Source organism: Variovorax sp. PAMC 28711, assembly GCF_001577265.1.
Classification (GTDB): Bacteria; Pseudomonadota; Gammaproteobacteria; order Burkholderiales; family Burkholderiaceae_C; genus Variovorax.
Genome location: NZ_CP014517.1, coordinates 140,141 through 166,695 on the forward strand (window position 1 = coordinate 140,141; position 26,555 = coordinate 166,695).

Sequence of the window (26,555 nt, forward strand, 5' to 3'; positions counted from 1 at the left end):
CGTCCTCAGATGTCGAAGAGGAGGCGCGACGGATCTTCGAGCGCTTCCTTCATGGCGACCAGGCCCAGCACGGCTTCGCGGCCGTCGATGATGCGGTGGTCGTACGACATGGCGAGGTAGTTCATCGGGCGGATGACGATCTGGCCGTTCTCGACCACCGCGCGGTCCTTGGTCGCATGCACGCCGAGGATGGCAGACTGCGGCGGGTTGATGATCGGCGTCGACAGCATCGAGCCGAAGGTGCCACCGTTCGAGATCGAGAAGGTGCCGCCGGTCATGTCTTCGATGCCCAGCTTGCCTTCCTGCGCCTTCTTGCCGAATTCGGCGATCTTCTTTTCGATCTCTGCGAAGCTCATCTGGTCGGCGTTGCGCAGGATCGGCACGACCAGGCCGCGCGGCGAACCGACGGCGATGCCGATGTCGAAGTAGCCGTGGTAGACGATGTCGTTGCCGTCGACCGACGCGTTGATCACCGGGAACTTCTTGAGCGCGTGCACCGCGGCCTTCACGAAGAAGCTCATGAAGCCGATCTTCACGCCATGTTCCTTGGTGAACGCATCCTGGAACTTCTTGCGCATGTCCATGACCGGGGCCATGTTCACTTCGTTGAAGGTCGTGAGGATGGCGTTGGTCGATTGCGATTGCAGCAGGCGCTCGGCGATGCGGGCGCGCAGGCGGCTCATCGGCACGCGTTGTTCCGGGCGGTCGCCGAGGTCCGGCGCGCCGGTGGGCGAGCTGACCTGTGCCAGCAACGGCTTGGCCGCCGGTGCGGCGACAGCGGGTGGCGGCGCCTTGGCGGTGGTGCCTGCGGCGACAGCGCCGAGCACGTCGCCCTTGGTCACGCGGCCGTCCTTGCCCGAGCCGGCCACGTCGCCGGTCTTCAGGTTGTTGTCGGCCAGCAGCTTGGCTGCGGCGGGCATGGCGACGTCGGATTTCGAGCCGCCCGTTGCGGCGGTCGCTGCAGCAGCGGCGGGTGCCGGCGCGGCGGCGGCAGGCGCAGCAGCCTCGGCGGGCGCCGACGCGCCGGCCTTGCCTTCGGTGTCGATCTTGGCGATCAGCTGCTCGGCCAGCACCGTGGCGCCGTCGGGCTGCAGGATCTCGGTCAGCACGCCGGCCGAGGGGGCCGGCACTTCGAGCACGACCTTGTCGGTCTCGATCTCGATCAGGATTTCATCGACGGCGATGGCATCGCCGACCTTCTTCTTCCAGTTCAGCATGGTGGCCTCGGCCACGGATTCGGAAAGCTGGGGAACTTTGACTTCTACGATGGACATTTTGATTTTTTCGGTTCTGTTTACTTGGTCAGCACGAAGCCCTTGAGCTTGCCGAACGCGCCGTCGACCAGCGCCTTTTGTTGTTCCTGATGCAGGTGCGAATAGCCGGCGGCCGGCGAGGCCGAGGCCGCGCGGCCCGAGTAGCCGAGCTTCTGGCCTTCGGACATGTTCTCGTGGATGTAGTGCTGCACGAAGAACCACGCGCCCTGGTTTTGCGGCTCGTCCTGCGCCCACACGACATCGACGAGGTTGGGGTACTTCTTCAGCTCGGTCCCGAAGGCCTTGTGCGGGAACGGGTAGAGCTGCTCGACGCGCAGGATGGCCACGTCGTCGCTGCCACGCTCTTCGCGCTTCTTGGCGAGGTCATAGTAGACCTTGCCCGAACAGGCGATCACGCGCTTGACCTTGTCGGCCTTCAGGTCCTTGCTGTCAGGGATGACGGTCTGGAAGCTGCCCTTGGTGAACTCGGACAGCGGCGAGGTCGCGTCCTTGTTCCGCAGCAGCGACTTCGGCGTCATGATGATCAGCGGCTTGCGCAGGTTGCGCACCATCTGACGACGCAGGATGTGGAAGATCTGGCTGGCCGTGGTGGGCTGGACCACCTGCATGTTGGTGTCGGCCGACAGCTGCATGAAGCGCTCGATGCGCGCCGAACTGTGTTCCGGGCCCTGGCCTTCGTAGCCGTGCGGCAGCATCAGCGTGATGCCGTTGACGCGGCCCCACTTCACTTCGCCCGAGGCGATGAACTGGTCGATCACCACCTGCGCGCCGTTCACGAAGTCGCCGAACTGGGCTTCCCAGATCACGAAAGTGTTTGGGTCGTTCGAGGCGTAGCCGTATTCGAACGCCAGCACCGCTTCTTCCGACAGGATCGAGTCGATGACGACGAACGGCGCCTGGTTCTCGGCCACGTTCTGCAGCGGCGTGTAGGTGCCGGTGTCGAACTTCTCGCGGTTCTGGTCGTGCAGCACGGCGTGGCGGTGGGTGAAGGTGCCGCGGCCTGAGTCTTCGCCCGACAGGCGGATCGGATAGCCACTCGCCACCAGCGAAGCGAAAGCCATGTGCTCGCCCATGCCCCAGTCGATGTTCATGTCGCGCGACCCATGGCGGCGCGGTCGTCCAGCACCTTCTTCACCAGCGGATGCACGGTGAAGCCGGACGGCACAGTGGTGATCCGCTCGGCCAGGCGCTTCCATTCGGCGGTCGGGATGGCGCGTGTCGCCCGCGTCGGTCCACTTCTTGTTGAGGTAGGGGCTCCAGTCGACCGCGAACTTGCTCTTGAAGTTCGTGAGCACCGGGTCGACCGTGTTGCGACCCTCGTCGAACGCGGCGCGCTGGGCCTTGACCATGTCGTCGCCGAGCGTGGCGCCGAGGCCCTGTGCCGACAGCTTGTCTGCATAGAGCTTGCGCGTGCCGGGGTGCTGGCCGATCTTCTTGTACATCAGTGGCTGGGTGAGCGACGGCGTGTCCTGCTCGTTGTGGCCGAGCTTGCGGAAACAGATGATGTCGACGACGACGTCTTTCTGGAACTCCATGCGGAATTCGAGCGCGAGTTGCGTGGCCAGCACGACCGCTTCCGGATCGTCGCCGTTCACGTGCAACACCGGCGCTTCGATCATCTTGACGATGTCCGAGCAATACAGCGTCGAGCGGCTGTCGCGCGGGTCGCTGGTGGTGAAACCGATCTGGTTGTTGATCACGATGTGCACCGTGCCGCCCGTGTGATAGCCACGGGTCTCGGCCAGCGCCAGCGTTTCCATCACGACGCCCTGGCCCGCGAAAGCCGCGTCGCCGTGCACGATGACTGGCAGCACCTGCTTGCCCATCGGGTCGCCGCGGCGGTCCATGCGCGCGCGCACCGACCCTTCGACGACGGGGTTCACGATTTCGAGGTGCGACGGATTGAACGCGAGGCTCAGATGGACCGGGCCGCCGGGCGTGGTCACGTCCGAGCTGAAGCCCTGGTGGTACTTGACGTCGCCGCTCGGCAAGTCTTCCGGCGCGGTGTGGTCGAACTCGGCGAACAGGTCGGCCGGCATCTTGCCGAGCGAATTGACGAGCACGTTCAGGCGCCCACGGTGGGCCATGCCGATCACGATTTCCTGCACGCCCTTGACGCCGGCCTGGTTGATCAGTTCGTCCATCGAGACGATGAAGCTCTCGCCGCCCTCGAGCGAAAAGCGTTTCTGTCCGACGTACTTGGTGTGCAGGAAGCGCTCGAGGCCTTCGGCGGCCGTCAGGCGATTGAGGATGTGCTTCTTCTGATCGGCCGTGAGCTGCGGATTGGTGCGCGCGCTCTCCAGCTTCTGCTGCCACCAGCGCTTGTGGTTCTGGTCGGTCGTGTACATGTACTCGGCGCCGAGGGTGCCGCAGTACGTTTCGCGCAGAGCGTTGAGCAGGTCGCGCAACGACATCGTTTCGCGGCCGAAGAAGGTGTTGCTGGTGTTGAACACCGTTTCGAGGTCGGCGTCCGCGAAGCCGTAAAACGACGGCTCGAGTTCGGGAATGGACGGTCGCTCGGTGCGCTTGAGCGGATCGAGGTCGGCCCAGCGTGCGCCCACATTGCGGTACGCGGCAATCAGTTGCTGGACGGCGGTGCGCTTGCGGCCGAGTTCGGAATCGGCGCCGCTGGCCTGCACCACACGCGTGGTGCCCTGCTTGGCGCGTTCGGCGAACGCGTTGACGACCGGCAGATGAGCGACGTCCTTGGCATTGGTGCCGTCACCGGCGGGAACATGCTGGAGCGCGTCGAAATACGAGCGCCAATTGTCTGGCACGCTGCCGGGGTTCGAGAGGTAGTTTTCGTACATCTCCTCGACATAGGGCGCGTTGCCGCCGAAGAGATAGGTGTTGCCTTGATAGGCTTGGTACGCCGAGGGCGTCGAAAAATCGCTCATATTCCGCTGACCTTCACTTCCCTGCAGGAAGCACTAGCTGGTTTAAGAAACCTTCCGCGACACGGCTGGACCGATTGGCGGATGCGACTGTGGCTGGGGAAGGGCCTAGGTACCCGGGCATTGTGCCACGCGCACCAGCGGCTGCCCACAGGGCATGGAGATTCAAACTAATGCCGCTTTGGCGCCAGAAGTTGCGTCGGACCGCCTGCGATGCGCCAGACATGAGGTAATAAGTACTAGCATTCGGGCCGTGCGCACGCCGGGACGTCACCGGTCAGGGAGGCCGACACATGAACATGCTCGTCATCGGGGCCAGCCAGGCACTGGTGTTCTGCCATACCTTGGCTTTCGCGTTCGCGATCGCGACCGTTGCGCGGGAAGACCTTTCTCTGCTGCGCGCCGAGTACGTGGATGCCGCCCGGATCAAATCCACCGGCCGCGCACTGGTCATGTTATTGGGTGCGCTGTGGTTGACGGGCGGTGCGCTGATCCTGCTCGATGTCGGCAGCAACCTCGCTGCCCTCGCCGGTCGGCCCAAGCTCCTCGCCAAGCTGAGCGTCGTGTCGCTCCTCACGGTCAACGGGCTGCTCCTGCACCACCTCGCGTTCCCGATGCTGACGCGCCCGGTTCAGGACTTCCGCCGCGCTGCGCTCGTCTGCGTGACGCTCGGTTCGGTCAGCACGGTGACCTGGGTCTACGCCGCGTTCATGGGGGTGGCCCGGATCATCGCGCCGACCATGAGCTATGGCGCCTTCATGGCGCTTTACGCCCTGGCGCTCGCAGCCGGTCTCGCGTGCGGGTTCGCCTTTGTACTGCCTCGCATCGAGCAGTTGCTCGCGCGGCAGGCCCAACAGGATTCGGCGGACGGCGTCGAAGCTGCGTTGCGACTCACGATGGGTGCGGCCAGCTACTTCATGCTGGACGACCTGACGCGCGTCGCCCGCCAAACCGGCACCACAACCGAATACGCCACGACGCTCGCCGCGCGCTTCCCGCCGTCGATGCAGGAACAGCGCGCCACCTTCATGCGACGGGTGCGGCAGTTCATGGCGCAACCGGAACGCTGAAAACCGCCTCTCGCCCTAGGCGCCGACCAGTCGCTGGATCTGCTGCAGCGACGTCGGATCGTCGATCGTCGTCAAATCACCCGGATCGCGCTGTTCGCACACCGCCTGGATGGCGCGCCGCAGCAGCTTGCCGCTGCGCGTCTTGGGCAGGGCCGTCACGAAGCGCACGCGGGCCGGACGCGCCAGCGCGCCCAGCTGATCGGCCACCCGCTTCATGATTTCGCCTTCGAGCTTCAGCGCGGCCTCCGGATCGGTCGCGGCGCTGCCGCTTCGGGGCACCACGAACGCCATCGCGACCTGCCCCTTGAGCAGATCGGCCACGCCGACCACCGCGACTTCGGCCACGTTGTCGTGGCCCGAAATGCTCTCTTCGATTTCGCGCGTGCCGAGCCGGTGGCCCGCGACGTTGATCACGTCGTCGGTGCGCCCGAGGATGTAGAAGTAGCCGTCCTCGTCGCGAATGCCCCAGTCGAAGGTCGAGTAGACCGTCTTGCCCGGCACCGTCTTCCAGTAAGCGTCGACGAAGCGGGCGTCGTCTTTCCAGATCGTCTGCATGAAACCGGGCGGCGTCGGGCCTTCGATGACGATCACGCCCTTTTCGTTGGGGGCCGTGAGTTCCTCGCCGGTCGACTCGTGCAGGATCTTGACGCGAAAGCCGTACATCGGCACGCCGGGACTGCCGAACTTGCTGGCCTTGGCCTCGACGCCATTGGCGATGGTGATGATCGGCCAGCCCGATTCGGTCTGCCAGTAGTTGTCGATGATCGGCACGCCGAGGCCCTCGCTGATCCAGCGCGCCGTCGGCTCGTCCAGCGGTTCACCGGCCAGGAACAACGCACGCAGGCTGGAGAGGTCGTACTTCTTCAGGAGCGCCGGGTCCTGCTTCTTGAGCACCCGCACGGCCGTCGGCGCGCTGAACATCACCGTCACCTTGTACTTCTCGACCAGTTGCCACCAGATGCCGCCGTCGGGCCGCTGGTCGATGCCTTGCGTCGGGAGCCCCTCGTACAAGATCGTCGCCATGCCGGCGATCAGCGGCCCGTAGACGATGTAGCTGTGGCCGACGACCCAGCCGATGTCGCTGGTCGAAAAGTAGGTTTCGCCGGCGCGGCCATCAAAGATGTGCTTCATGCTGGCCGCCAGCGCGACCGCGTAGCCGCCGGTGTCGCGCTGCACGCCCTTGGGCTTGCCGGTGGTGCCGCTGGTGTAGATCGTGTAGCTGATCTCGGTCGATTCGAGCCAGGTGCACGGCACGTCGTGACTCGTCAGTTTCGGCGCCAGCTCGGTCGCCAGATGGTCGCGACCCGCGACAAGGTTCATGGACGCCAAGCCGCGATCGGTGAGCAACACCGCAGCAGGCTTGTACGCCGACAGGCGAATCGCCTCGTCGAGCAGCGGCTTGTAGGGAACGATCTTCCCGCCGCGCGAACCGGCATCGGCGCTGACCACCACCTTCGGCTCGGCATCTTCAATGCGCGAGGCCAGCGAGCCGCTGGCGAACCCACCGAACACGACGCAGTGAATCGCGCCGATGCGCGCGCAGGCCAGCATCGCGAACGCCGCCTCCGGGATCATCGGCATGTAGAGAAGCACACGGTCGCCCTTGCCGACACCGAGTTCGATCAGGCTGGCGGCGGTGCGCTGCACTTGCGTGTGCAGCTCCTTGAAGCTGAAGGTTTTCTCAACGCCGGTTTCGGTCGACACGAAGATCAGCGCCGGCTGGTCGCCACGCGTCGCCAGGTGCCGGTCAACCGCGTTGTGGCACAGGTTGGTGGTGCCGCCGACGAACCAGTTGGCAAACGGCGCGTTGCTCGCATCGAGGATCTGTTTCGGCGGCGTTTGCCAGTCGATCAGTTCCGCCTGTTCGGACCAAAACGCTTCGGGCGAATAAATGGAACGACGGTAGAAATCCTCGTAGCGACTCATCTGTCTTTGACTCCTGTTTTTTGGGAACCTCAGCGAATCAGCGCTTGCATCTCGCGGAAGACCGGGTGCTCTGCGGTGCGCAGCCATTCGAAGCCGACCATCTCGGTGGTCACGAGTTCCGCACCGGCGCCGGCCAGGCGGTCGAACGCGGCGTCGCGGTTGCGCTCGGTGCGGGAACTGCAGGCATCGGTCACGACCCACACCTCGAATTCGTCTTCGAGCAAATCGAGCGCAGTCTGCATCAGGCACACATGCGCCTCGCAACCGGCGATCACGATCGTGCCGCGCTCTTCGGCGGCTGCAACGGGCTTCTGCAGATGCTTCGGCAGGCTGCGGGCGTTGCCGCGCGGCGCTTGCTGCGGCTCTTCAGGTCGCAACCATTCGCCGAGGCCTTCTTCCACGCCGCTGAAATGCATCTTGGCCAGCGTGCGCTGACACAGCGCGCGGATCTCGGGGAGGTTTTCGCCGAGCTTGGACGGGTTCTGCTCGGTGCCGAACACGGGCACCTGCATCAAATGGGCGAACTTGCCGAGCCGCACGGCGTTCAGCGCGGTCGCCTCGGCTTCGAAGATCGCTGGCATCAGCCGCGCCTGGTAATCGACCAGCACGAGTTGGGAGAGTGAGGCGTCGAGCAGCATGGGAACGGGTCTTTCGGATGGGAGGATCAGGCTAAACCGTACCACCGAAAAAATCCATGAGGTTGCCGCTTGAACGGCGAATTGAACGGTGGTCCACTGATTGCATTGGTGACCACGCCCATGGAGACACGATGAATTCACCCCAACACGCCGCGGCGCTGATGTCAGGCGACGACTACCGAGAATCCCTGCGACGCTACAAGCCGACGGTCTTCGTCGACGGTCGTCGCGTGGAGAGCGTTGCCGACGAATCGGCCTTGCAGCCCGGGATCAACGCCATCGCCCTCACCTACGACTACGCACTCAAGGCGCAGTACGAACCGCTGATGACCGCGATTCAGCACACCAGCGGCAAGCGGGTGAACCGCCTCTCGCACATCAACACCAGTTCGGGCGACCTGCTGAACAAGCTGGAAGCCGTGCGCCTCGTGTGCCAGGAAACCGGCTGCGCGCAGCGCTACCTCACGCACGACGCGCTCAACGCGATCGCGCAGGTGTCGGCTCGCATCGACGACGCCCGCGGCAGCACCGAGCACACCGCCCGCTTCACCGAGTACCTGCACCGCGTACAAGACCAGGACCTGACGCTCGGCGTCGCGATGACGGATGCCAAGGGCTACCGCAGCAAGCGGCCGCACGAGCAGTCGAACGTCGACAGCTACCTGCACGTGGTCGAGCGCAACGCACGCGGCATCGTGATCTCCGGCACCAAGGCGATCGTGACGGGTGCGCCCTACGTGCACGAACTGCTCGTCATGCCCTGCCGCAACATGGGCCGAGAAGACGCCGATTTCGCGGTCTGCTGCGCGGTGCCGCTCGATGCGCCGGGTCTCACCATCGTGGCCCGCCCGGCCGGCCGGCCCGGCGAAAAGCTGGAGCATGGCGACGCGCTGTTCAGCCGCAAATACGGGCAGAGCACCGGCGTGTGCCTGTTCGACCGCGTCTTCGTGCCGTGGGAGAGCGTGTTCTATGCCGGCGAGTGGGAGCACACCGGCCACCTCACCTACAGCTACGCCACGCACCACCGACACAGCTGCATCGGTGCGCGCGCGGGCTTCGGCGATCTGCTCATCGGCGCCGGCGCGTTGATGTGCGAAGCGAACGGCTTCGACCCGGGCAAGGAAACGCACTTGCGCGAGCAGATGGTCGAGCTCATCACCATCACCGAAAGCTTTTTCGCCTGTGGCGTGGCGGCCAGCGTTTACGGCAAGCAGGACGCGCACTGCGAGGTCTTCATGCCCGACCCGGTGTTCAGCAACATCGGCAAGCTGCTGCTCGCCACCAAGATCTACGACATGCACCGCATCGCGCACTACGTGAGCGGCGGGCTCATCGTGACGTTGCCCGGCCCCGACGAAGACCACAACCCCGAGACCGCCGCGCGGCTTTCGGAAGTGCTGCGTGCCAGCCCCGATGTGCCCTACGCGCAGCGCATCGAAACCGCGCGCTTCATCGAAGATCTGACGGCCGGTTACCAAGGCGGCTGGTACAGCGTGATCAGCCTGCACGGCGGCGGCTCGCCCGCGGCCATGAAGCAGGAGATCCACCGCAACTACCCCATTGGCTCGAAGGTGGAACTGGTCGAGCGCCTGCTCGACCGCGGCGTGGGGCACGACCCGAACCGCGCCATCACGAAGAACCGGCAACCCGGCAAGTGTTGCGACACCGGCTGCACGACGCCGGGTCAGCCCGTGATGATCGATCTCCCCGTGGTGCGCGGACCGGTGTCCGCACGTCCGGCGATTTGAGGCGGCCCGCATGCCGATCCTCTGTGCCAAGCCGACCCGATTCCTGGCCATGGCCGTCTGCGCCGCCGTGGTGGCCCTGGTCACCGGATGTGGCGGCCTTCGCACCACGAAGATTCCAATGGATGTGTCGCTCGACAGGAGCCAATGCGCTGCACAGGTCGACACCCTGCTCGTGCTGCTGCCCGGCGCGTACTCGCACCCCGACGAGTTCGTGCGCGAGGGTTTCGTGCGCGCCGTGCAGGAGCGCCGGCTGGCCGTGGACGTGATGCGGGTCGACGCCCATCTCGGCTACTACAACCGGGCGACCATCCTCGACCGGCTGCACGACGACGTGATCGGGCCCGCCAAGGCGCGCGGCTATCGCGCGATCTGGATCGTCGGCATCTCTGTAGGCGGATTCGGTGGGCTTATCTACGAAGAGGCACGTCCCGGCGAGTTGGCAGGCCTGGTCGTGCTCGCGCCCTATCTCGGCGACCGCTTGCTCAGCGCAGACATTGCCAACGCCGGCGGTCTCGCGCGCTGGCAGGGCGCGCTCGACGCAACGCCGGGCGACGACCGCAGCCAGCGCGAAACGCGTCTGTGGAAGTGGCTCAAGGGATACACCGCCACACCGGCACCGACCGACCGCCCGCCGCTGTATCTGGGGTACGGCACCGAAGACCGTTTTGCTTTCAGCCACCGTTTGCTGGTCGCGGCGTTGCCGGCCGACCGCGTCTTCACGACGCCCGGCGGCCACGACTGGCCCGAATGGACACGACTCTGGCGCGCCATCTTGCCGACCCTGCCGCTGCCGGCCTGCGCGGGTTGACCGTCAATCGGGCAGCAGCCTCAAGAGCTTGCCGTCCGATTCGTCGGTCAACACATACAGCAGGCCATCGGGGCCCTGTTTCACGTCGCGGATGCGCGCCTTTCCGTCGGTCAGCAGCTTGTGCTCGGCCACGACCTTGCCGTCCTTGAACACGATGCGGTCCAGGTAGCCGAACTTCAGCGAACCGACGAACAGGTTGCCCTTCCAGGTCGCACCGTATTTGTCGCTGGTGACGAACGCCATGCCCGATGGCGCGATCGACGGCACCCAGTAGTGCACCGGCTGCTCCAGCCCGGCCTTGGCGGTGAGGCCGTCACCGATCTTCCCGCCGCCGTAGTTTTCGCCGTAGGTGATCAGCGGCCAGCCGTAATTTCGGCCGGCCTGCGGCATGTTGATCTCGTCGCCCCCCTGGGGACCGTGCTCGGTCATCCAGTAGCGACCATCGGGCGCGAGTGTGGCACCCTGCCCGTTGCGATGGCCATAGCTCCAGATTTCCGGCAGCGCGCCGGCCTTGCCGACGAACGGGTTGTCCTTTGGCACGCTGCCGTCCTTGGCAACCCGCACCACCTTGCCCAGGTGGTTGTCGAGCTTCTGCGCGTCTTCCTTGCGACTGAAGCGATCGCCGAGCGTCAGGAAGAGATTGCCGTCCTGCGACTCCACGATACGGCAGCCGAAATGCGCGCGACTGGCCACCTTGGGTTGCTGGCTGAAGATCACCTTGACGTTCTCGAGCCGCGTGCGATCGGCCGACAACTGCGCGCGCGCCAGGGCGGTGCTGTTGGCCGCGCCGGTTGCGTCCGGCTCCGAATAGCAGAAATAGACGGTGCGATTGCTGTCGACGCGGCTGTCGGCCAGCACGTCGAGCAAACCGCCTTGTCCACCCGCGGCAATCGGCGGTAACCCGGCGATCGGGGCGTTGACCCGGCCGTCCGGCTCGACCACCCGCAAGCGCCCGGGACGCTCCGTCACCAGGAACCTGCCCTGCGGCAGGAAGGCCACACCCCAAGGATTTTCAAGCCCCGTCGCCACCGGTTGGGCACGCGGCGCGGCAAAGGCCATCCCCGCGCTGCACAACATCAACGCGATCAGCGCTTTTTCGCCGGGCTGCGCCAGCCATTTGAATCTCGACATGGGGTTCCTTTCACGCGCATTGGCGGCAATTCATCGCGACGTTGCCTTCCAATACGCGATGTTTGACACTCTTTTGGGTTACATCGGATGAATCGCTTATCGCGAATAACTTTCAACTTTACAAACTGACAATGCGGAATGTGAAGAAAATCCATACAAAACATGGAGTTGCAAGCACAATCGCGATTTCGCATGAAATTGACATCATCGAATGTCATCAATATCCTACGCACCATGCGATTTTTCGTCTTACTCCCGGCCCTCCTTATCTCCTTCGCGGCATATGCCGTTCCGCAAGATGAGCACAGCGCCGACGACATGCAGCGCATGCTTGCCGACAAGGGTTTGATCGCCCAACTCAATCAAGTTCGCCAAACCGTCACCGATCGCACGTCGGAACTGGTTGTGACCGCCGTCGGTTTCCTCGGCGTTCCGTACCGTCGCGGTGGCAACAGCGCCGACACCGGCTTCGATTGCAGCGGCTTCGTCCGCGCCATGTACAACCAGACCGTCGGCCTCGTGCTGCCGCGCCGCGCCGTCGAGCAGGCCGCCGCCACGCAGCCGGTCGCCCGCGCCGACCTGAAACCCGGCGACCTGGTGTTCTTCAACACGATGCGCCGCGCGTTCAGCCATGTCGGCATCTACATGGGCGAAGGCAAGTTCATCCACTCGCCACGCACCGGCTCCGAAGTTCGGGTGGAAGACATGAACGGTAGCTACTGGCAGCGTCGTTTCGACGGTGGTCGCCGCGTCCAGGCCGTGCAGGGCGACGCCACCAAGATCGGCGACTGAATCGAAGCGGTTCAGCCCAACGAAAAACCCGCCGACGGCGGGTTTTTTGTTGGGCTGAACGAATTCAACGCGCGCGATAGACCAGCACCTTGAGCGCACGCTCCGGCGCCACATCGGCAAAGGCCGGCGGATTGGCCAGCCGCTCCATGAACAGGAGCGAGGGCGCCGCGTCCTGCACCTGCTGCTGCAGAAAATCAGGACCGAGTTCGGGTGCATTGAGACACAAGAGCGCATGACCGCCCGGCGCCATCAGGTCCGGCAACCGCCTGAGCAAGCGGGCGTAGTCCTTGGTGGCAATGAAGCTGCCCTTCTGGTAGCTCGGCGGATCGACGATCACCAAATCGTAAGGGCCTCCGCGGCCGATGCGCCCCCAGCTCTTGAAGATGTCATGCGCGAGGAAGCTGACTCCGCTCGTGACGCCGTTGAGCCGATGGTTCTGCTGACCGAGCGCCAGGGCGCCGCTGCTCATGTCCATGTTCACGACCTGCTCGGCACCCGCTTGCATCGCGACCACCGAAAAAGCGCAGGTGTAGGCGAAGAGATTGAGCACCTTCAAACGCGGTGCCCAACCGCCCTCGGCACGCGCCGCGGCATGGGCGGTCGCGCGCCGCGCCACCTCGGCGCGCACCCACTGGCGGCCCGCCTTCATGTCGAGGAACAGACCGTGGTTCTGGCCCTGAAGCAGGTGCACGCGATAGCGCGTACCGTCTTCGATGACCTCGTGCGACTCGGGCACCGCGCCGGCCATCAGCCGGGTTTCGGTGCGGCCGCCATCCCGCAGTTGCAGCACCCAGTTCAACGGGCCCGCGCCCAGTTCATTCCACCGCGTTTCCAGTGCGTTGCCGACCGCGCCGATCTCCTCGTCGCTCATCGCACGAAAGCTCGTCAACAGCAGAACGGGCTGAAACGCATCCAGCGCCAGGTGTTCGCAACCGGGGTGCAGCCCGCCCCGGCCGTGAAAGATGCGGCCGACCTCGGCGGTCGGGTTCGTGCGTGCGATGGCGTCGAGCAGGGCGCGCATCGGGCGCCGTCAGGCGGCTTTTTTCACCGGTGGCAAGTCCGTGCAGGTTCCGTGCGCCACTTCCGCCGCCATGCCGATGCTCTCGCCCAGCGTCGGGTGCGGGTGGATGCTCTTGCCGATGTCGATCTCGTCGGCGCCCATTTCGATCGCCAGCACGATCTCGCCGAGCATGTCGCCCGCATGCGTGCCCACGATGCCGCCGCCCAGAATGCGGTGCGTCTCGGCGTCGAACAGCAACTTGGTGAAGCCTTCGTCGCGACCGTTGGCGATGGCGCGGCCCGAGGCGCTCCACGGGAAGTGGCCCTTCTTGACCTTGATGCCTTCGGCCTTGGCCTGGTCTTCGGTCAGGCCGACCCAGGCGACTTCCGGGTCGGTATAGGCGACGCTCGGAATCACGCGGGCGTTGAAAGCCGCGCTCGCGAGCTCCTTGTTGCCCTGGATCTCGCCCGCGATCACCTCGGCCGCCACATGCGCCTCATGCACCGCCTTGTGCGCCAGCATCGGCTGGCCAACGATGTCGCCGATCGCGAAGATGTGCGGCACGTTCGTGCGCATCTGAATGTCGACGTTGATGAAGCCGCGGTCGGTCACGGCCACACCGGCCTTCTCGGCACCGATCTTCTTGCCGTTCGGGCTGCGCCCGACAGCCTGCAAGACGAGGTCGTAAAGCTGCGGTTCCTTCGGTGCGTTCTCGCCTTCGAAGGTGACCTTGATGCCCTCCTTCGTCGCTTCGGCGCCGACCGTCTTGGTCTTCAACATGATGTTGTCGAAGCGCGGCGCATTCATCTTCTGCCAGACCTTGACGAGGTCACGGTCGGCGCCCTGCATCAGGCCGTCGAGCATTTCGACCACATCGAGCCGTGCGCCGAGCGTCGAGTACACCGTGCCCATCTCAAGGCCGATGATGCCGCCGCCCAGGATCAGCATGCGCTTGGGGTCGGTGCCCATCTCGAGCGCGCCGGTGGAGTCGACGATGCGCGGGTCGCCCTTGGGCATGAACGGCAGGCTGACCGACTGCGAGCCGGCCGCGATGATCGCGTTGCGGAACCGGATCTTCTGCTTCTTGCCGGTCGTGTCCCAACTGGTGCCGGTGCTCTCGTCGACCTCGATGACGTACGGGTCGATGAAGTTGCCGACGCCGCGCACCACCGTGACCTTGCGCATCTTCGCCATGGCCGTCAGACCGCCTGTGAGCTTGCCCACCACCTTGTTCTTGTGGCCGAGCAGTTTGGCGCGGTCGATCGTCGGCGCCGCGAACGTGACGCCGAGCGACTCGAAATGCTTGACCTCGTCCATCACCGACGCGACGTGCAGCAGTGCCTTGGACGGAATGCAGCCGACGTTGAGACACACGCCGCCGAGCGTCGCGTAGCGTTCGATCAGCACGACCTTGAGGCCGAGGTCGGCCGCACGGAACGCCGCCGAATAGCCGCCGGGCCCGGCACCGATGACGACCACGTCGCATTCGATGTCGACCGCGCCGCTGTAGGACGATGCGACGGCTTTGACAGCCGGCGCTGCCGATGGCACGGGCGCTGCTGCCGCTGTCGGCGCAGTTGCGGCGGCAGGCGCCGGTGCAGGCGGTGCCGGTGCGGCCGCTGCCGCGCCGTCGACCTCCAACGTCAGCACCACGGAGCCCTGCTTGACCTTGTCGCCGACCTTGACGGCCAGCGCCTTCACGACGCCCGCCGCCGAGGACGGAATCTCCATCGACGCCTTGTCGGATTCGACCGTGATCAGCGACTGCTCGGCCTTGACCGTGTCGCCGACCTTGACCAGCAACTCGATGACGGCCACTTCGTCGAAATCGCCGATATCCGGCACCTGGATTTGTTGTTCGCTCATGAGGACACCTTCAACTTGAGAGTGAATACGTCGGCCGGTCCGGCCGAATTGCGATCGAATTCGCAGCCGGCGGCGATGCCGGCCTCTGCCACGTCGCGCGCCGAGCGCGCCTTCGCATACACGGCGTGCATCGCGCCGAGCGCAAAGCTGCGTCCGGAGCCGATGCTCCAGAACTGCTTGAACTCGAACACTTCGCGGTAGCTGTAGACGCCGTAGATCCCGCTCGCGTTCGCCAGCATCAGGCTGAACTGGCTCGACTCGTACGGGTCGTGTTCTTCTTCCTTGGTCTGCAGAAAGAACGACTCTTTCAGCATCGGATGCAGCTTGAGAAACGTGCGGTAGATCTCGTCCTTGCCGCGCAGCTTCAGCTCGTCCTTCGGCATCGCAGCCAGCGCATGCCGCAGCGCCGGAAAGTGCGCCACCGACCCCGCGGCCGCGAAGAGGCTTCTCCCCTCCGCGTCGTCGAGGTGGAACACCTTCCGGTTGGCTTCCTGCGCGTGCGACAGGCGCGTGTCGCCGAAGGTGACCTGCGTGTCTGCCGCCAGCGCCACCTGGCCGCCCTTTCGGACGGCCACCACCGTGGTCACAGGATGATCCGCTTGTAGTCCGCGAGCACCTGGCCGAGGTACGCATTGAAGCGCGCCGCCAGGGCGCCATCGATCACGCGATGGTCGTACGACAGCGACATCGGCAGGATCAGGCGCGGCACGAACTGCTTGCCGTCCCACACCGGTTTCATCTGGCCCTTGGACAAGCCGAGGATCGCGACTTCGGGCGCGTTGATGATGGGCGTGAAATGCGTGCCGCCGATGCCGCCGAGCGAGCTGATCGACATGCAGCCGCCCTGCATGTCGGCGCCGCCGAGCTTGCCGTCGCGCGCCTTTTTGGCGAGCTCGCCCATTTCCTGGCTGATCTGCAGGATGCCCTTCTTGTCGGCATCTTTCAGCACCGGGACCACGAGGCCGTTGGGCGTGTCGGCCGCGAAGCCGATGTTGTAGTACTGCTTGTAGACCAGGGTGTCGCCGTCCAGGCTGCTGTTGAAATCGGGAAACTTCTTCAGCGCCGCGACCACCGCCTTGATGACGAAGGCCAGCATCGTCACCTTGACGCCTGACTTCTCGTTTTCCTTGTTGGTGGAGACGCGGAAGGCTTCGAGGTCGGTGATGTCGGCATCGTCGTTGTTGGTGACGTGCGGAATCATCACCCAGTTGCGGTGCAGGTTCGCGCCGCTGAGCTTCTTGATGCGCGACAGGTCCTTGCGCTCGACCGTGCCGAACTTCGTGAAGTCGACCTTCGGCCAAGGGATCAGGCCCAGTGCGGCGCCATCGCCACCACCGGCCGGCGCCTTCGCTGCAGACGCCTTCGTGCTGGCCTGCCCACTCATCACCGCCTTGGTAAAACTCTGGACGTCCTGTTCGGTGATGCGTCCCTTGGGGCCGGAGCCCTTGACCTCGTCGAGCGGCACGCCGAGTTCGCGTGCGAACTTGCGCACCGACGGCGACGCGTGCGGCAGGTTGCCGGACGGCGCGGCCGTCGGGTTGTGCGCGACCGCCGGCGGGCTGCTCTGCGCACCGGACTCGGGCTGCGGTGCGGACGCAGCCGCCGACGTGGTGGCCGGCGCAGGCGCCGCCGCGGCTTGCGCGGCCGCGGCGGGGGCTGCATCGCCACCGCTCACACCCTCGATCACCGCGATCAGGTCGCCGATGTTGACCGTGTCACCCACCTTGATCTTGAGTTCCTTCAGCACGCCGGCGGCCGACGACGGAATTTCCATCGCCGCCTTGTCGGATTCGACCGTGATGAGCGACTGCTCCTTCTTGATCGTGTCGCCCGGCTTCACCAGGATCTCGATGACGGCGACGTCTTTGAAATCACCGATGTCCGGCACCTTGATGTCGATCGGACCCGACGATGCAGCGGCTTGCGCAGGCGCTGCGGCAGGCGCTTCGGCCGGCTTCGATTCGGCCGCGGGCGCCGCCGGTGCGGGAGCGGCAGCAGCCGGTGCAGCCGCACCCTCGGCCTCCACCACCAGCACGACCGAGCCCTGCTTGACCTTGTCGCCAACCGACACCTTGAGTTCCTTCACCACACCGGCCGTGCTCGACGGAATTTCCATCGATGCCTTGTCCGACTCCACGGTGATCAGCGACTGCTCGGCCTTGACCGTGTCGCCCACCTTCACCAGCACCTCGATCACCGCGACTTCATCGAAATCGCCGATGTCCGGCACTTTGACTTCCACTGCTGCCATGTTGTGTCTCCCGCCCGGAGGCGTCGTGGTTGTTATTGCTTCAAGCGTAAAGCGGGTTGATCTTGTCGATGTTGATGCCGTACTTCTTGATGGCCTCGACCACCTTGGCGACCGGCACCGTGCCGTCTTCGCTCAGCGCCTTGAGCGCAGCGACGACGATGTAGTGCCGGTTGATCTCGAAGTGCTCGCGCAGCTTGCTGCGAAAGTCGCTGCGACCGAAGCCGTCGGTGCCCAGCACCTTGTACGTGCGGCCCTTCGGAATGAACGGGCGGATCTGCTCGGCGTAGGCCTTCATGTAGTCGGTCGAGGCGACCACCGGGCCGGTGCTGGCCGCCAGCTGCTGGCCGACGAAGGACACGCGCGGTGTCTGGGCGGCGTGCAGGAGGTTCCAGCGCTCGGCGTCTTGGCCATCGCGCGTGAGCTCGTTGAAGCTCGGGCAGCTCCACACCGAGGCGCTCACGCCCCAGTCCTTCTCGAGCAGTTCCTGCGCCGCGAAGCTTTCGCGCAGGATCGTGCCGCTGCCGAGCAATTGCACGGTCGGCGCCTTCTTGAGCGTCGGGCCGGCCTTGCTCAGGTACATGCCCTTGATGATCTGCTCCTCGGTGCCCGCAACGAGGCCGGGCATCGGGTAGTTCTCGTTGAGCAGCGTGATGTAGTAGTAGACGTTGTCCTGCTTCTCCACCATGCGCTTCAGACCGTGGTGCAGGATGACACCGACTTCGTGCGCGAAGGTCGGGTCGTAGCTCACGCAGTTCGGGATGGTGTTGGCCAGGATGTGGCTGTGGCCATCTTCATGCTGCAGGCCTTCGCCGTTGAGCGTGGTGCGCCCCGAGGTCCCGCCGAGCAGGAAACCGCGCGCCTGCATGTCGCCCGCCGCCCAGGCCAGGTCACCGATGCGCTGGAAGCCGAACATCGAGTAGTACACGTAGAACGGCACCATGATCCGGTTGTTCGTCGAGTACGAGGTGGCTGCCGCGATCCAGCTCGACATCCCGCCCGCTTCGTTGATGCCTTCCTGCAGGATCTGGCCGGCCTTGTCTTCGCGGTAGTACATCACTTGGTCTTTGTCGACCGGGGTGTACTGCTGACCTGCGGGGTTGTAGATGCCGATCTGGCGGAACAGCCCTTCCATGCCGAAGGTGCGCGCCTCGTCGACCAGGATCGGCACGACGCGCGGGCCCAGCGCCTGGTCACGCAGCAATTGCGTCAGGAAGCGCACATAGGCCTGGGTGGTGGAAATCTCGCGGCCTTCGGCAGTCGGCTCGATCACGCTCTTGAACACGTCGAGCGCCGGCACCGTGAAACTCTCTTCGGCCTTGGTGCGGCGATGCGGCAGGTAGCCGCCGAGCGCCTTGCGGCGTTCGTGCAGGTACTTCATTTCCGGCGTGTCATCGGCCGGCTTGTAGAACGGGATCTCGGCGAGCTGGCTGTCCGGGATCGGGATGTTGAAGCGGTCGCGGAACACCTTGATGTCTTCGTCCGTCAGTTTCTTGGTTTGGTGGACGTTGTTCTTGCCTTCGCCGATCTTGCCCATGCCGAAGCCCTTCACGGTCTTCACGAGCAACACGGTGGGCTGAGCCACATGGTTTTGCGCTGCGTGGAAGGCCGCGTAGACCTTCTGCGAATCGTGACCGCCGCGCTGCAGGTTCCAGACCTCGTCGTCGCTCAGGTGCTCGACCATCTTCAGGGTGCGCGGATCGCGTCCGAAGAAGTTCTTGCGCACATAGGCGCCGTCATTGGCCTTGAACGCCTGGTAGTCGCCGTCGTTGCACTCCATCATGATCTTGCGCAGTGCACCGTCTTTGTCGGCGGCGAGCAAGGCATCCCAGCCCTTGCCCCAGATCAGCTTGATGACGTTCCAGCCGGCACCGCGGAACTCGCCTTCGAGCTCCTGGATGATCTTGCCGTTGCCGCGCACCGGCCCGTCGAGGCGCTGCAGGTTGCAGTTGATGACGAAGATCAGGTTGTCCAGCTTCTCGCGCGCGGCCAGGCCGATGGCACCGAGCGATTCGACCTCGTCCATTTCGCCGTCGCCGCAGAACACCCACACCTTGCGGTTCTCGGTGTTGGCGATGCCGCGGGCATGCAGGTACTTCAGGAAGCGCGCTTGGTAGATCGCCATCAGCGGTCCGAGGCCCATCGACACCGTGGGGAATTGCCAGAACGCGGGCATCAGCTTCGGGTGCGGGTAGCTCGACAGGCCCTTGCCGTCGACTTCCTGGCGGAAGTTGAGCAACTGCTCTTCACTCAGGCGGCCTTCGAGGTAGGCGCGGGCATAGATGCCGGGCGACACGTGGCCCTGGATGTAGAGGCAATCGCCGCCGTGGTTTTCGCTCTCGGCTTGCCAGAAGTGGTTGAAGCCCGCACCGAACATGCTCGCCAGCGATGCGAACGAGCCGATGTGCCCGCCGAGGTCACCGCCGTCGGCGGGATGCAAACGGTTGGCCTTGACCACCATCGCCATCGCGTTCCAGCGCATGTAGGCCCGCAGGCGCTGCTCGATCTCGAGATTGCCGGGGCTGCGCGCCTCCATGCCGGGCTCGAGCGTGTTGACATAGCCGGTGTTGGCCGAGAACGGCAGATCGACACTGTTCTGCCGCGCGTGTTCGAGCAGTTGCTCCAGAAGGAAGTGGGCGCGTTCCGGGCCCTCGCTCTGAATCACGGCGGACAGGGCGTCCATCCATTCGCGTGTTTCCTGCGCGTCCGCGTCATTCGCGGCCGAGCCGAACAGGTTCTCGGGATTTGCCGACATTTTGTCTCTCCTGTTTATGGGTTTAGTGGCGGTAATTTAGTGCCGGAATTGGCAGCGCGAGGGAGTTTCCCACATAATTTGTGAGATTTCAAATCGTGCGTATTCATTTCTTATTATGAAATATCATCACAATTCGGTGACATTGATTCCTTCATCGAAAGCAGCGCCGTGAATCCGCGTCATCGTGACTGTTCCGGCCGTTCACCTAAACTCCGCCGATGCCCTTTTCCTACCCGATGGCGGTCGCCCGCAGCGCTGTGAATGCCTCGCCGCTGTCGTGGTGGCGTCGCTGGTGGCGACGCCAGACGCCGGTGCTGCAAGACGCCGTTGCGATGCTTGCGCCACTGGCCGCCGTGCTGCTGTTCCTGGCGGCCATCGTCACCGCGTTCTGGTATTTGCGCGCCGAAGAGCTCGAACGCGAGCAGGAGTCGGTCAAGCGCGATGTCGAATACGCGCAGCAACGGGTGCGCCTGCGCTTGCTGGAGCGGCAGGAGCAATTGATGCGCATCGCCCGCGATGCGTCCAACCGCGAAATCGACGCCGCCGAATTCACCAGCCGCTCGGAATCGCTCGTGAGCCAATTTCCCGAGTTGCAGGAAATCAGCTGGATCGACGATCGCCGCCGCTTCAAGGCGAGCTATGCGGCGCCGAGCGTGCATCCCTCCCAGCAGCACGCCATCGGCGAAGTGTTGCGGCCGGGCGACACCGAGAGCAACTACGCGCTCGCCCGCGAATTACGCCAGCCGGTGTTCTCGCAGCCGATCGCCGGCGCCGATCCGCCCGAGATGCTGCAGCTGCACATCCCGATGTACGACCAGGGCCTGTTCGCGGGGCGGTGGTCGGTGAGTTTTCAATCGATGGGCTGCTGCGCTATGGCGTGCCGCCCGAACTGTCGGCGCGCTACGCGGTGTCGCTGATCGATTCCAAGAACGGGGTGCTCGCGGGCAACACCGTCAATCCGCGCGACGCGGGCACGCGCCTCCTGCCCTGGCTGGAGCACACGAACGAATACGAAGTGCCGGTTTCGCCGGTCGGCAACGGGCTGGTGCTGCGCGCGCAGGCGTACCGCACCTCGCAGGGCTTCGTCGGCAACGGCCTGTTCTGGCTGGTCGGCGCGCTCAGCGTGCTCACCAGCTGGATGCTGATCGGCACCTGGCGCCACACGCGGCGCCGGCTGCAGGCACAGCAGGCGCTCGTGGCCGAGACCAACTTCCGCCGTGCGATGGAGAACTCGATGCTCACCGGCATGCGCGTGCTCGACCTCGAAGGCCGCATCACCTACGTCAACGCCGCGTTCTGCGCGATGACAGGCTGGAGCGAGGCCGAACTGGTCGGCCAGACGCCGCCCTTTCCGTACTGGCTCGAATCCGACCGCGAAGTGATGAACGAACGGCTCGAAGAAGAACTGCACGGCCGCGCCCTGCCCGGCGGCTTCCAGGTGCGGGTGCGCCGCAAGAACACGAGCGTATTCAATGCGCGGCTCTATGTGTCGCCGCTGATCGATGCGCGCGGGCACCAGACCGGCTGGATGACGTCGATGACAGACATCACCGAGCCCACGCGCATCCGCGAGCAGCTGTCGGCGTCGCACGAGCGCTTCACCACCGTGCTGGAGGCGCTCGACGCGGCGGTGTCGGTGGCGCCGATCGGCAGTGAAGAACTGCTGTTCGCCAACAAACTGTACCGGCTCTGGTTCGGCTCGAACACGGTCGGCCATCTCGGGCTGGTTGCGCAGGCCGGCGTGCCAGCGTCGCAGGCGCACGACGAGTCGCTCGACGACGTCGACCCGTTCGCCGGCCTGCCGATCGATACGCTCACCGCGGCGCAACCGGCCAACAACGAGATCTTCGTGCCCGAATTGAACAAGTGGCTCGAAGTGCGGTCGCGCTATCTCACCTGGGTCGACGGGCGGCTGGCGCAGATGGTGATCGCGACCGACATCACGCCGCGGCGCGTGGCCGAAGAGCAGGCGGCCGCACAGGCGGATCGCGCTCAGTCGGCCAGCCGGCTCATCACGATGGGCGAGATGGCGTCGAGCGTCGCGCACGAACTGAACCAGCCGCTGACTGCGATCGCCAACTACTGCAACGGCATGTCGTCGCGCATCAAGAACCAGACGATCGACAACGACGCCCTGCTGGCCGCGCTCGACAAGACCTCCAAGCAGGCGCAGCGCGCGGGGCAGATCATCCAGCGCATCCGCTCCTTCGTAAAACGCAGCGAGCCCAACCGCACGCCCGCCGAAGTGACGACGATGGTTGCCGAAGCGGTCGAACTGGCCGGCATCGAGCTGCGCCGGCGCAATGTGCGACTGAATCACTACGTCGCCGCGCGGCTCCCGGTCCTGCGCGTCGACCCGATCCTGATCGAACAGGTGATGGTCAACCTGCTCAAGAACGCGGCCGAATCCATCGATCTGGCCGAACGGCCGCTGGCGCGTCGCAGCGTTGAACTTCGGGTTCTGCCCAAAGTCATAGAAGGCCAGAGCGCAGTCGAGTTTTCGGTGCAGGACACGGGCATGGGATTGGCGCCTGAAGTGATGGACCGTCTGTACGAGGCGTTCTTCTCCACCAAGGCTGAAGGCATGGGCATCGGCCTCAACCTGTGCCGGACCATCGTGGAGTCGCACCGCGGCCGGATGCAGGCAGAGAACATCTACAATGGTTCAGACGTGGTCGGATGCCGTTTTTCCTTCTGGATTCCGGTGTTCGATGCTCTCAATTCCATAGCAAGCGACGAGGCAAAGGTACCCGCATGAGTTTGATTCCCAAGAAGGGCACCGTGTACGTGGTCGACGACGACGAAGCCGTGCGCGACTCGTTGCAGTGGCTGCTCGAAGGCAAGGACTACCGGGTCCGGTGCTTCGATTCCGCCGAATCATTCCTCTCCCGCTACGACCCCCGCGAGGTGGCCTGCCTGATCGTCGACATCCGGATGGGCGGCATGACCGGGCTCGAACTTCAGGATCGCCTGATCGAACGCCGCTCGCCGCTCCCGATCGTGGTCATCACCGGCCACGGTGACGTGCCGATGGCGGTCGATTCGATGAAGAAGGGCGCGATGGACTTCATCCAAAAACCCTTCAACGAGGAAGAACTCGTCACGCTCGTCGAGCGCATGCTCGAACACGCACGCAGCGCCTTCACGCAGCACCAGCAATCGGCCAGCCGCGACGCGTTGCTCTCCAAACTCACGGGCCGCGAGGCGCAAGTGCTCGAGCGCATCGTTGCCGGCCGCCTGAACAAGCAGATCGCTGACGATCTCGGCATCAGCATCAAGACGGTGGAGGCGCACCGCGCCAACATCATGGAAAAGCTCAATGCCAACACCGTGGCCGACCTGTTGAAGATCGCGCTCGGACAGGCGGCGCCCGTCAAAGCTTGATCGCTATCGCTGCCATAGCGATGAATGCCCGCCACGCCTGCGTCAGCGGGCGTTTTTACTTGGAAAATCAAAACCCATGACAGCCCAACTGATCGACGGAAACGCACTCTCCCGCACGCTGCGTGCAGACGTCGCCCAACGCGCAGCCGCCCTCAGAACCCGTGGCGTGGTCCCCGGCCTGGCCGTGGTGCTGGTCGGCGAGAACCCCGCCAGTCAGGTCTACGTGCGCAACAAGGTCAAGGCTTGCGAGGACAACGGCCTGCACTCGGTGCTCGATAAGTATCCGGCCGACCTGACCGAAGCCGACCTGCTCGCGCGTGTCGACGCGCTCAACAACGACCCCGCCATTCACGGCATCCTGGTGCAGTTGCCGCTGCCGCCGCACATCGATGCGCAGAAGGTCATCGAGGCGATCGCGCCGGCCAAGGACGTCGACGGATTCCACGTCGCGAGCGCCGGCGCACTCATGACCGGCTCGGCCGGTTTCTGGCCCTGCACGCCGTACGGTTGCATGAAGATGCTCGAATCGATTGGCTACGAATTGCGCGGCAAGCACGCCGTCGTCATCGGCCGCAGCAACATCGTCGGAAAGCCGATGGCGTTGATGCTGCTCGCCCAAAGCGCGACCGTGACGATCTGCCACAGTGCCACCGCCGACCTCGGCGCAATGACGCGCCAGGCCGACGTGATCGTCGCCGCGGTCGGCAAGCGCAACGTGCTGACCGCCGACATGGTCAAGCCCGGCGCGGTGGTGATCGACGTCGGCATGAACCGCAACGACGAAGGCAAGCTCTGCGGCGACGTCGATTTCGAGGGCGTGAAGGAAGTGGCCGGCTGGATCACGCCGGTGCCCGGCGGCGTTGGCCCCATGACCATCACGATGCTGCTCGTCAACACACTCGAAGCCGCGGAACGCGCCTGACCGCACTTGAACTCCTGCGGCCCGGCCGCCAGATGACACCCATGACCAATCCCCTCCTCGACTTCACCGACCTTCCGCTGTTCGACAAGATCAAGCCGGAGCACGTCGCACCCGCGGTCGACATGCTGCTGGCCGACGCCGATGCCGCGCTCGAAACCGTCACCGCGCCCGCGTTCCCCGCCGACTGGCTGGCGATTTCGAAAGTGCTCGACGTCTCGTCGGAGCGCTTCAGCCGCGCCTGGGGTGCAGTCGGTCACCTCAACGCCGTCGCCGACACGCCGGAGCTTCGCGCCGCCTACAACGAGGCGATGCCGCGCGTCACCGCGTTCTGGACCCGGCTCGGCTCGGACGAGCGTCTCTATGCCAAGTACAAGGCGATCGATCCCGCGACGCTCAATCCCGAGCAGCGCCAGGCCCACAAGTACGCGGTGCGCAACTTCGTGCTCGGCGGCGCCGAACTGCAAGGCGCCGCCAAGGAACGTTTCGCCGCGATCCAGGAACGCCAGGCCGAGTTGAGCCAGAAGTTCAGCGAAAACGCGCTGGATGCGACCGATGCCTTCGCTTACTACGCGCAGGCTGAAGAGCTCGACGGTGTGCCCGACGACGTGATCAGCGCTGCGCGTGCCGCCGCCGAGGCCGACGGCAAGCCCGGCTACAAGCTCACGCTGAAGATGCCCAGCTACCTGCCGGTGATGCAGTTCGCCAAGAGCAGCGCGCTGCGCGAAAAGCTCTATCGAGCCTATGTGACGCGCGCCAGTGAACTCGGCGACCCGGCACTCGACAACACCGCGCTCATCATCGAAATTCTCGCGCTGCGCGAAGAAGAGTCGAAGCTGCTGGGCTACAAGAATTTCGGCGAGCTCTCCGTGGTCACGAAAATGGCCGATTCGGCCGATCAGGTCATCCAGTTCTTGCGCGACCTGGCGGTCAAGGCCAAGCCCTACGGCGCGCGCGACGTCGCCGATCTGCGTGCTTTCGCATCGGAAGCCGTCGGTCTGCAAGACCCGCAACCCTGGGACTGGAGCTATGTCGGCGAGAAGCTCAAGGAAGCGCGCTATGCCTACAGCGAACAGGAAGTGAAGCAGTATTTCACCGCGCCGAAGGTGATGGCCGGGCTCTTCAAGATCGTCGAGACGCTGTTCGAAGTGACCATCCGCCGAGACAGCGCGCCCGTGTGGCACCCGACCGTCGAGTTCTATCGCATCGAGCGTGCGGGCCAGAAGGTCGGTCAGTTCTACCTCGACCCTTCGGCGCGTGCTGGCAAACGTGGCGGCGCCTGGATGGACGACGTGCGCGCGCGCTGGCTGCGGCCCGACGACGGAACGCTGCAGACGCCGATCGCGCAGCTCGTCTGCAACTTCGCAGAAGGCGTCGACGGCAAGCCGCCGCTGCTCACGCACGACGACGTGACCACGCTCTTCCACGAGTTCGGCCACGGCCTGCACCACATGCTCACGCAGATCAACGAGCGTGACGTGTCGGGCATCAGCGGCGTCGAATGGGATGCGGTCGAGTTGCCGAGCCAGTTCATGGAGAACTTCTGCTGGGAATGGGACGTGCTGCGCAACATGACCTCGCACGTCGACACCGGCGAGCCGCTGCCACGCGCACTGTTCGACAAGATGACGGCGGCCAAGAATTTCCAGAGCGGTCTGCAAACGCTGCGCCAGATCGAGTTCTCGCTGTTCGACATGCTGCTGCACACCGAGTACGGCGCGGCCACGGCCCAGCCGGGCGACGTGCTCGCGCTGCTGAACCAGGTGCGCACCGAGGTGGCCGTGATGCCGTCGCCGATCTTCAGCCGCACGCCGAACACCTTCAGCCACATCTTCTCGGGCGGCTATGCGGCCGGCTACTACAGCTACAAGTGGGCCGAGGTGCTGAGCGCGGACGCCTACGCGGCCTTCGAGGAAACCGCTGGCGCCAACGGCGAACCGAGCATCGAGACCGGCCGCAAGTACCGCCAGGCGATCCTCGAAGCCGGTGGCAGCCGCAGTGCGATGGAATCGTTCAAGGCGTTCCGTGGTCGCGAACCGCAGCTCGACGCGCTGCTTCGCCACCAAGGCATGGCCGAAGCCGAACCTGCGTGATACTCGGGC

At 64.9% G+C, this 26,555-nt stretch carries 17 protein-coding genes and 1 pseudogene; 8 read left to right on the forward strand and 10 right to left on the reverse strand.

The features are described from left to right. Nucleotides 1–5: 5 nt before the first annotated feature. Nucleotides 6–1,274: a 2-oxoglutarate dehydrogenase complex dihydrolipoyllysine-residue succinyltransferase gene (gene odhB, locus AX767_RS00815; protein WP_068627925.1), complete on the reverse strand. Its 1,269-nt coding sequence runs from the start codon at nucleotides 1,272–1,274 to the stop codon at nucleotides 6–8. A 20-nt stretch (nucleotides 1,275–1,294) separates the two neighbouring features. After that, nucleotides 1,295–4,171, reverse strand: coding sequence for a 2-oxoglutarate dehydrogenase E1 component (locus AX767_RS00820; RefSeq protein ID WP_237288515.1), 2,877 nt, complete (start codon nucleotides 4,169–4,171; stop codon nucleotides 1,295–1,297). Nucleotides 4,172–4,461: 290 nt separating this feature from the next. Here AX767_RS00820 and AX767_RS00825 point away from each other — a divergent pair, with 290 nt between their 5' ends. Continuing rightward, the gene (locus tag AX767_RS00825; protein ID WP_068627926.1) at nucleotides 4,462–5,238 is read left to right on the forward strand and encodes a hypothetical protein; all 777 of its coding nucleotides are present in this window, start codon (nucleotides 4,462–4,464) and stop codon (nucleotides 5,236–5,238) included. Between the two features lie 15 nt (nucleotides 5,239–5,253). Here AX767_RS00825 and AX767_RS00830 read toward each other — a convergent pair whose 3' ends face one another. Then, nucleotides 5,254–7,164: a propionate--CoA ligase gene (locus tag AX767_RS00830; protein WP_068627927.1), complete on the reverse strand. Its 1,911-nt coding sequence runs from the start codon at nucleotides 7,162–7,164 to the stop codon at nucleotides 5,254–5,256. Nucleotides 7,165–7,193: 29 nt separating this feature from the next. Then, entirely contained in the window at nucleotides 7,194–7,802 is a 609-nt protein-coding gene (locus AX767_RS00835; RefSeq protein ID WP_068627928.1) for an isochorismatase family protein, read from the reverse strand. Between the two features lie 131 nt (nucleotides 7,803–7,933). On the opposite strand from AX767_RS00835, the gene AX767_RS00840 reads away from it, so the two are divergent. Together AX767_RS00840 and AX767_RS00845 are read left to right on the forward strand one after the other, a co-directional pair. Continuing rightward, the gene (locus AX767_RS00840) at nucleotides 7,934–9,550 is read left to right on the forward strand and encodes a 4-hydroxyphenylacetate 3-hydroxylase family protein (RefSeq protein ID WP_068627929.1); all 1,617 of its coding nucleotides are present in this window, start codon (nucleotides 7,934–7,936) and stop codon (nucleotides 9,548–9,550) included. 10 nt (nucleotides 9,551–9,560) lie between these two features. Continuing rightward, the gene (locus AX767_RS00845; RefSeq protein WP_068627930.1) at nucleotides 9,561–10,358 is read left to right on the forward strand and encodes an alpha/beta fold hydrolase; all 798 of its coding nucleotides are present in this window, start codon (nucleotides 9,561–9,563) and stop codon (nucleotides 10,356–10,358) included. 3 nt (nucleotides 10,359–10,361) lie between these two features. Here the strand turns inward: AX767_RS00845 and AX767_RS00850 are convergent, their stop codons facing one another. Beyond that, nucleotides 10,362–11,435: a PQQ-dependent sugar dehydrogenase gene (locus AX767_RS00850; protein ID WP_068633225.1), complete on the reverse strand. Its 1,074-nt coding sequence runs from the start codon at nucleotides 11,433–11,435 to the stop codon at nucleotides 10,362–10,364. Nucleotides 11,436–11,723: 288 nt separating this feature from the next. On the opposite strand from AX767_RS00850, the gene AX767_RS00855 reads away from it, so the two are divergent. Beyond that, entirely contained in the window at nucleotides 11,724–12,281 is a 558-nt protein-coding gene (locus tag AX767_RS00855; protein ID WP_068627931.1) for a C40 family peptidase, read from the forward strand. Between the two features lie 64 nt (nucleotides 12,282–12,345). On the opposite strand, the gene AX767_RS00860 is transcribed toward AX767_RS00855, so the two are convergent. Genes AX767_RS00860 through aceE form a run of 5 tightly spaced genes read right to left on the reverse strand, consistent with a single transcriptional unit; the run spans nucleotide 12,346 to nucleotide 20,150 of the window. Then, on the reverse strand, nucleotides 12,346–13,302 hold the full coding sequence (locus AX767_RS00860) for a class I SAM-dependent methyltransferase (RefSeq protein ID WP_068627932.1): 957 nt from the start codon (nucleotides 13,300–13,302) through the stop codon (nucleotides 12,346–12,348). Nucleotides 13,303–13,311: 9 nt separating this feature from the next. Then, entirely contained in the window at nucleotides 13,312–15,147 is a 1,836-nt protein-coding gene (gene lpdA, locus AX767_RS00865; RefSeq protein WP_068627933.1) for a dihydrolipoyl dehydrogenase, read from the reverse strand. Further along, nucleotides 15,144–15,734: an MFS transporter gene (locus AX767_RS00870; RefSeq protein WP_068627934.1), complete on the reverse strand. Its 591-nt coding sequence runs from the start codon at nucleotides 15,732–15,734 to the stop codon at nucleotides 15,144–15,146. Before AX767_RS00870 ends, lpdA begins: the two co-directional genes overlap by 4 nt. Next, entirely contained in the window at nucleotides 15,731–17,398 is a 1,668-nt protein-coding gene (gene aceF / locus AX767_RS00875) for a dihydrolipoyllysine-residue acetyltransferase (protein WP_068627935.1), read from the reverse strand. The genes AX767_RS00870 and aceF overlap by 4 nt, the downstream gene beginning before the upstream one ends. 40 nt (nucleotides 17,399–17,438) lie before the next feature. Then, nucleotides 17,439–20,150, reverse strand: a complete 2,712-nt coding sequence (gene aceE / locus AX767_RS00880) for a pyruvate dehydrogenase (acetyl-transferring), homodimeric type (RefSeq protein WP_068627936.1) — start codon at nucleotides 20,148–20,150, stop codon at nucleotides 17,439–17,441. A 218-nt stretch (nucleotides 20,151–20,368) separates the two neighbouring features. Between aceE and AX767_RS00885 the strand changes: the two are divergent. From AX767_RS00885 to AX767_RS00900, 4 genes and pseudogenes are all read left to right on the forward strand, one after another. Continuing rightward, nucleotides 20,369–22,908 (forward strand): annotated as a pseudogene (locus AX767_RS00885) (PAS domain-containing sensor histidine kinase). Continuing rightward, on the forward strand, nucleotides 22,905–23,534 hold the full coding sequence (locus AX767_RS00890) for a response regulator transcription factor (RefSeq protein WP_068627937.1): 630 nt from the start codon (nucleotides 22,905–22,907) through the stop codon (nucleotides 23,532–23,534). Before AX767_RS00885 ends, AX767_RS00890 begins: the two are co-directional and overlap by 4 nt. A 76-nt stretch (nucleotides 23,535–23,610) precedes the next feature. Then, nucleotides 23,611–24,456, forward strand: coding sequence for a bifunctional methylenetetrahydrofolate dehydrogenase/methenyltetrahydrofolate cyclohydrolase FolD (folD, locus tag AX767_RS00895; RefSeq protein ID WP_068627938.1), 846 nt, complete (start codon nucleotides 23,611–23,613; stop codon nucleotides 24,454–24,456). 32 nt (nucleotides 24,457–24,488) lie between these two features. Next, nucleotides 24,489–26,546 carry a M3 family metallopeptidase gene (locus tag AX767_RS00900; protein WP_443082761.1) on the forward strand — a complete coding sequence of 686 codons (2,058 nt, stop codon included), beginning with the start codon at nucleotides 24,489–24,491 and terminating at the stop codon, nucleotides 26,544–26,546. The last annotated feature ends 9 nt before the right edge of the window (nucleotides 26,547–26,555 follow it).

Excerpts from the sequence above, each read along its gene's own strand:
- AX767_RS00890 (WP_068627937.1), top strand. The coding sequence starts at position 22,905 with ATGAGTTTGATTCCCAAGAAGGGCACCGTGTACGTGGTCGACGACGAC.
- AX767_RS00845 (WP_068627930.1), top strand. The coding sequence starts at position 9,561 with ATGCCGATCCTCTGTGCCAAGCCGACCCGATTCCTGGCCATGGCCGTC.
- aceE (WP_068627936.1), bottom strand. The coding sequence starts at position 20,150 with ATGTCGGCAAATCCCGAGAACCTGTTCGGCTCGGCCGCGAATGACGCG.
- AX767_RS00900 (WP_443082761.1), top strand. The coding sequence starts at position 24,489 with ATGACACCCATGACCAATCCCCTCCTCGACTTCACCGACCTTCCGCTG.
- lpdA (WP_068627933.1), bottom strand. The coding sequence starts at position 15,147 with ATGAGCGAACAACAAATCCAGGTGCCGGATATCGGCGATTTCGACGAA.
- folD (WP_068627938.1), top strand. The coding sequence starts at position 23,611 with ATGACAGCCCAACTGATCGACGGAAACGCACTCTCCCGCACGCTGCGT.
- aceF (WP_068627935.1), bottom strand. The coding sequence starts at position 17,398 with ATGGCAGCAGTGGAAGTCAAAGTGCCGGACATCGGCGATTTCGATGAA.
- AX767_RS00840 (WP_068627929.1), top strand. The coding sequence starts at position 7,934 with ATGAATTCACCCCAACACGCCGCGGCGCTGATGTCAGGCGACGACTAC.
- AX767_RS00855 (WP_068627931.1), top strand. The coding sequence starts at position 11,724 with ATGCGATTTTTCGTCTTACTCCCGGCCCTCCTTATCTCCTTCGCGGCA.
- AX767_RS00825 (WP_068627926.1), top strand. The coding sequence starts at position 4,462 with ATGAACATGCTCGTCATCGGGGCCAGCCAGGCACTGGTGTTCTGCCAT.
- AX767_RS00850 (WP_068633225.1), bottom strand. The coding sequence starts at position 11,435 with ATGTTGTGCAGCGCGGGGATGGCCTTTGCCGCGCCGCGTGCCCAACCG.
- AX767_RS00860 (WP_068627932.1), bottom strand. The coding sequence starts at position 13,302 with ATGCGCGCCCTGCTCGACGCCATCGCACGCACGAACCCGACCGCCGAG.
- AX767_RS00830 (WP_068627927.1), bottom strand. The coding sequence starts at position 7,164 with ATGAGTCGCTACGAGGATTTCTACCGTCGTTCCATTTATTCGCCCGAA.
- AX767_RS00820 (WP_237288515.1), bottom strand. The coding sequence starts at position 4,171 with ATGAGCGATTTTTCGACGCCCTCGGCGTACCAAGCCTATCAAGGCAAC.
- odhB (WP_068627925.1), bottom strand. The coding sequence starts at position 1,274 with ATGTCCATCGTAGAAGTCAAAGTTCCCCAGCTTTCCGAATCCGTGGCC.
- AX767_RS00835 (WP_068627928.1), bottom strand. The coding sequence starts at position 7,802 with ATGCTGCTCGACGCCTCACTCTCCCAACTCGTGCTGGTCGATTACCAG.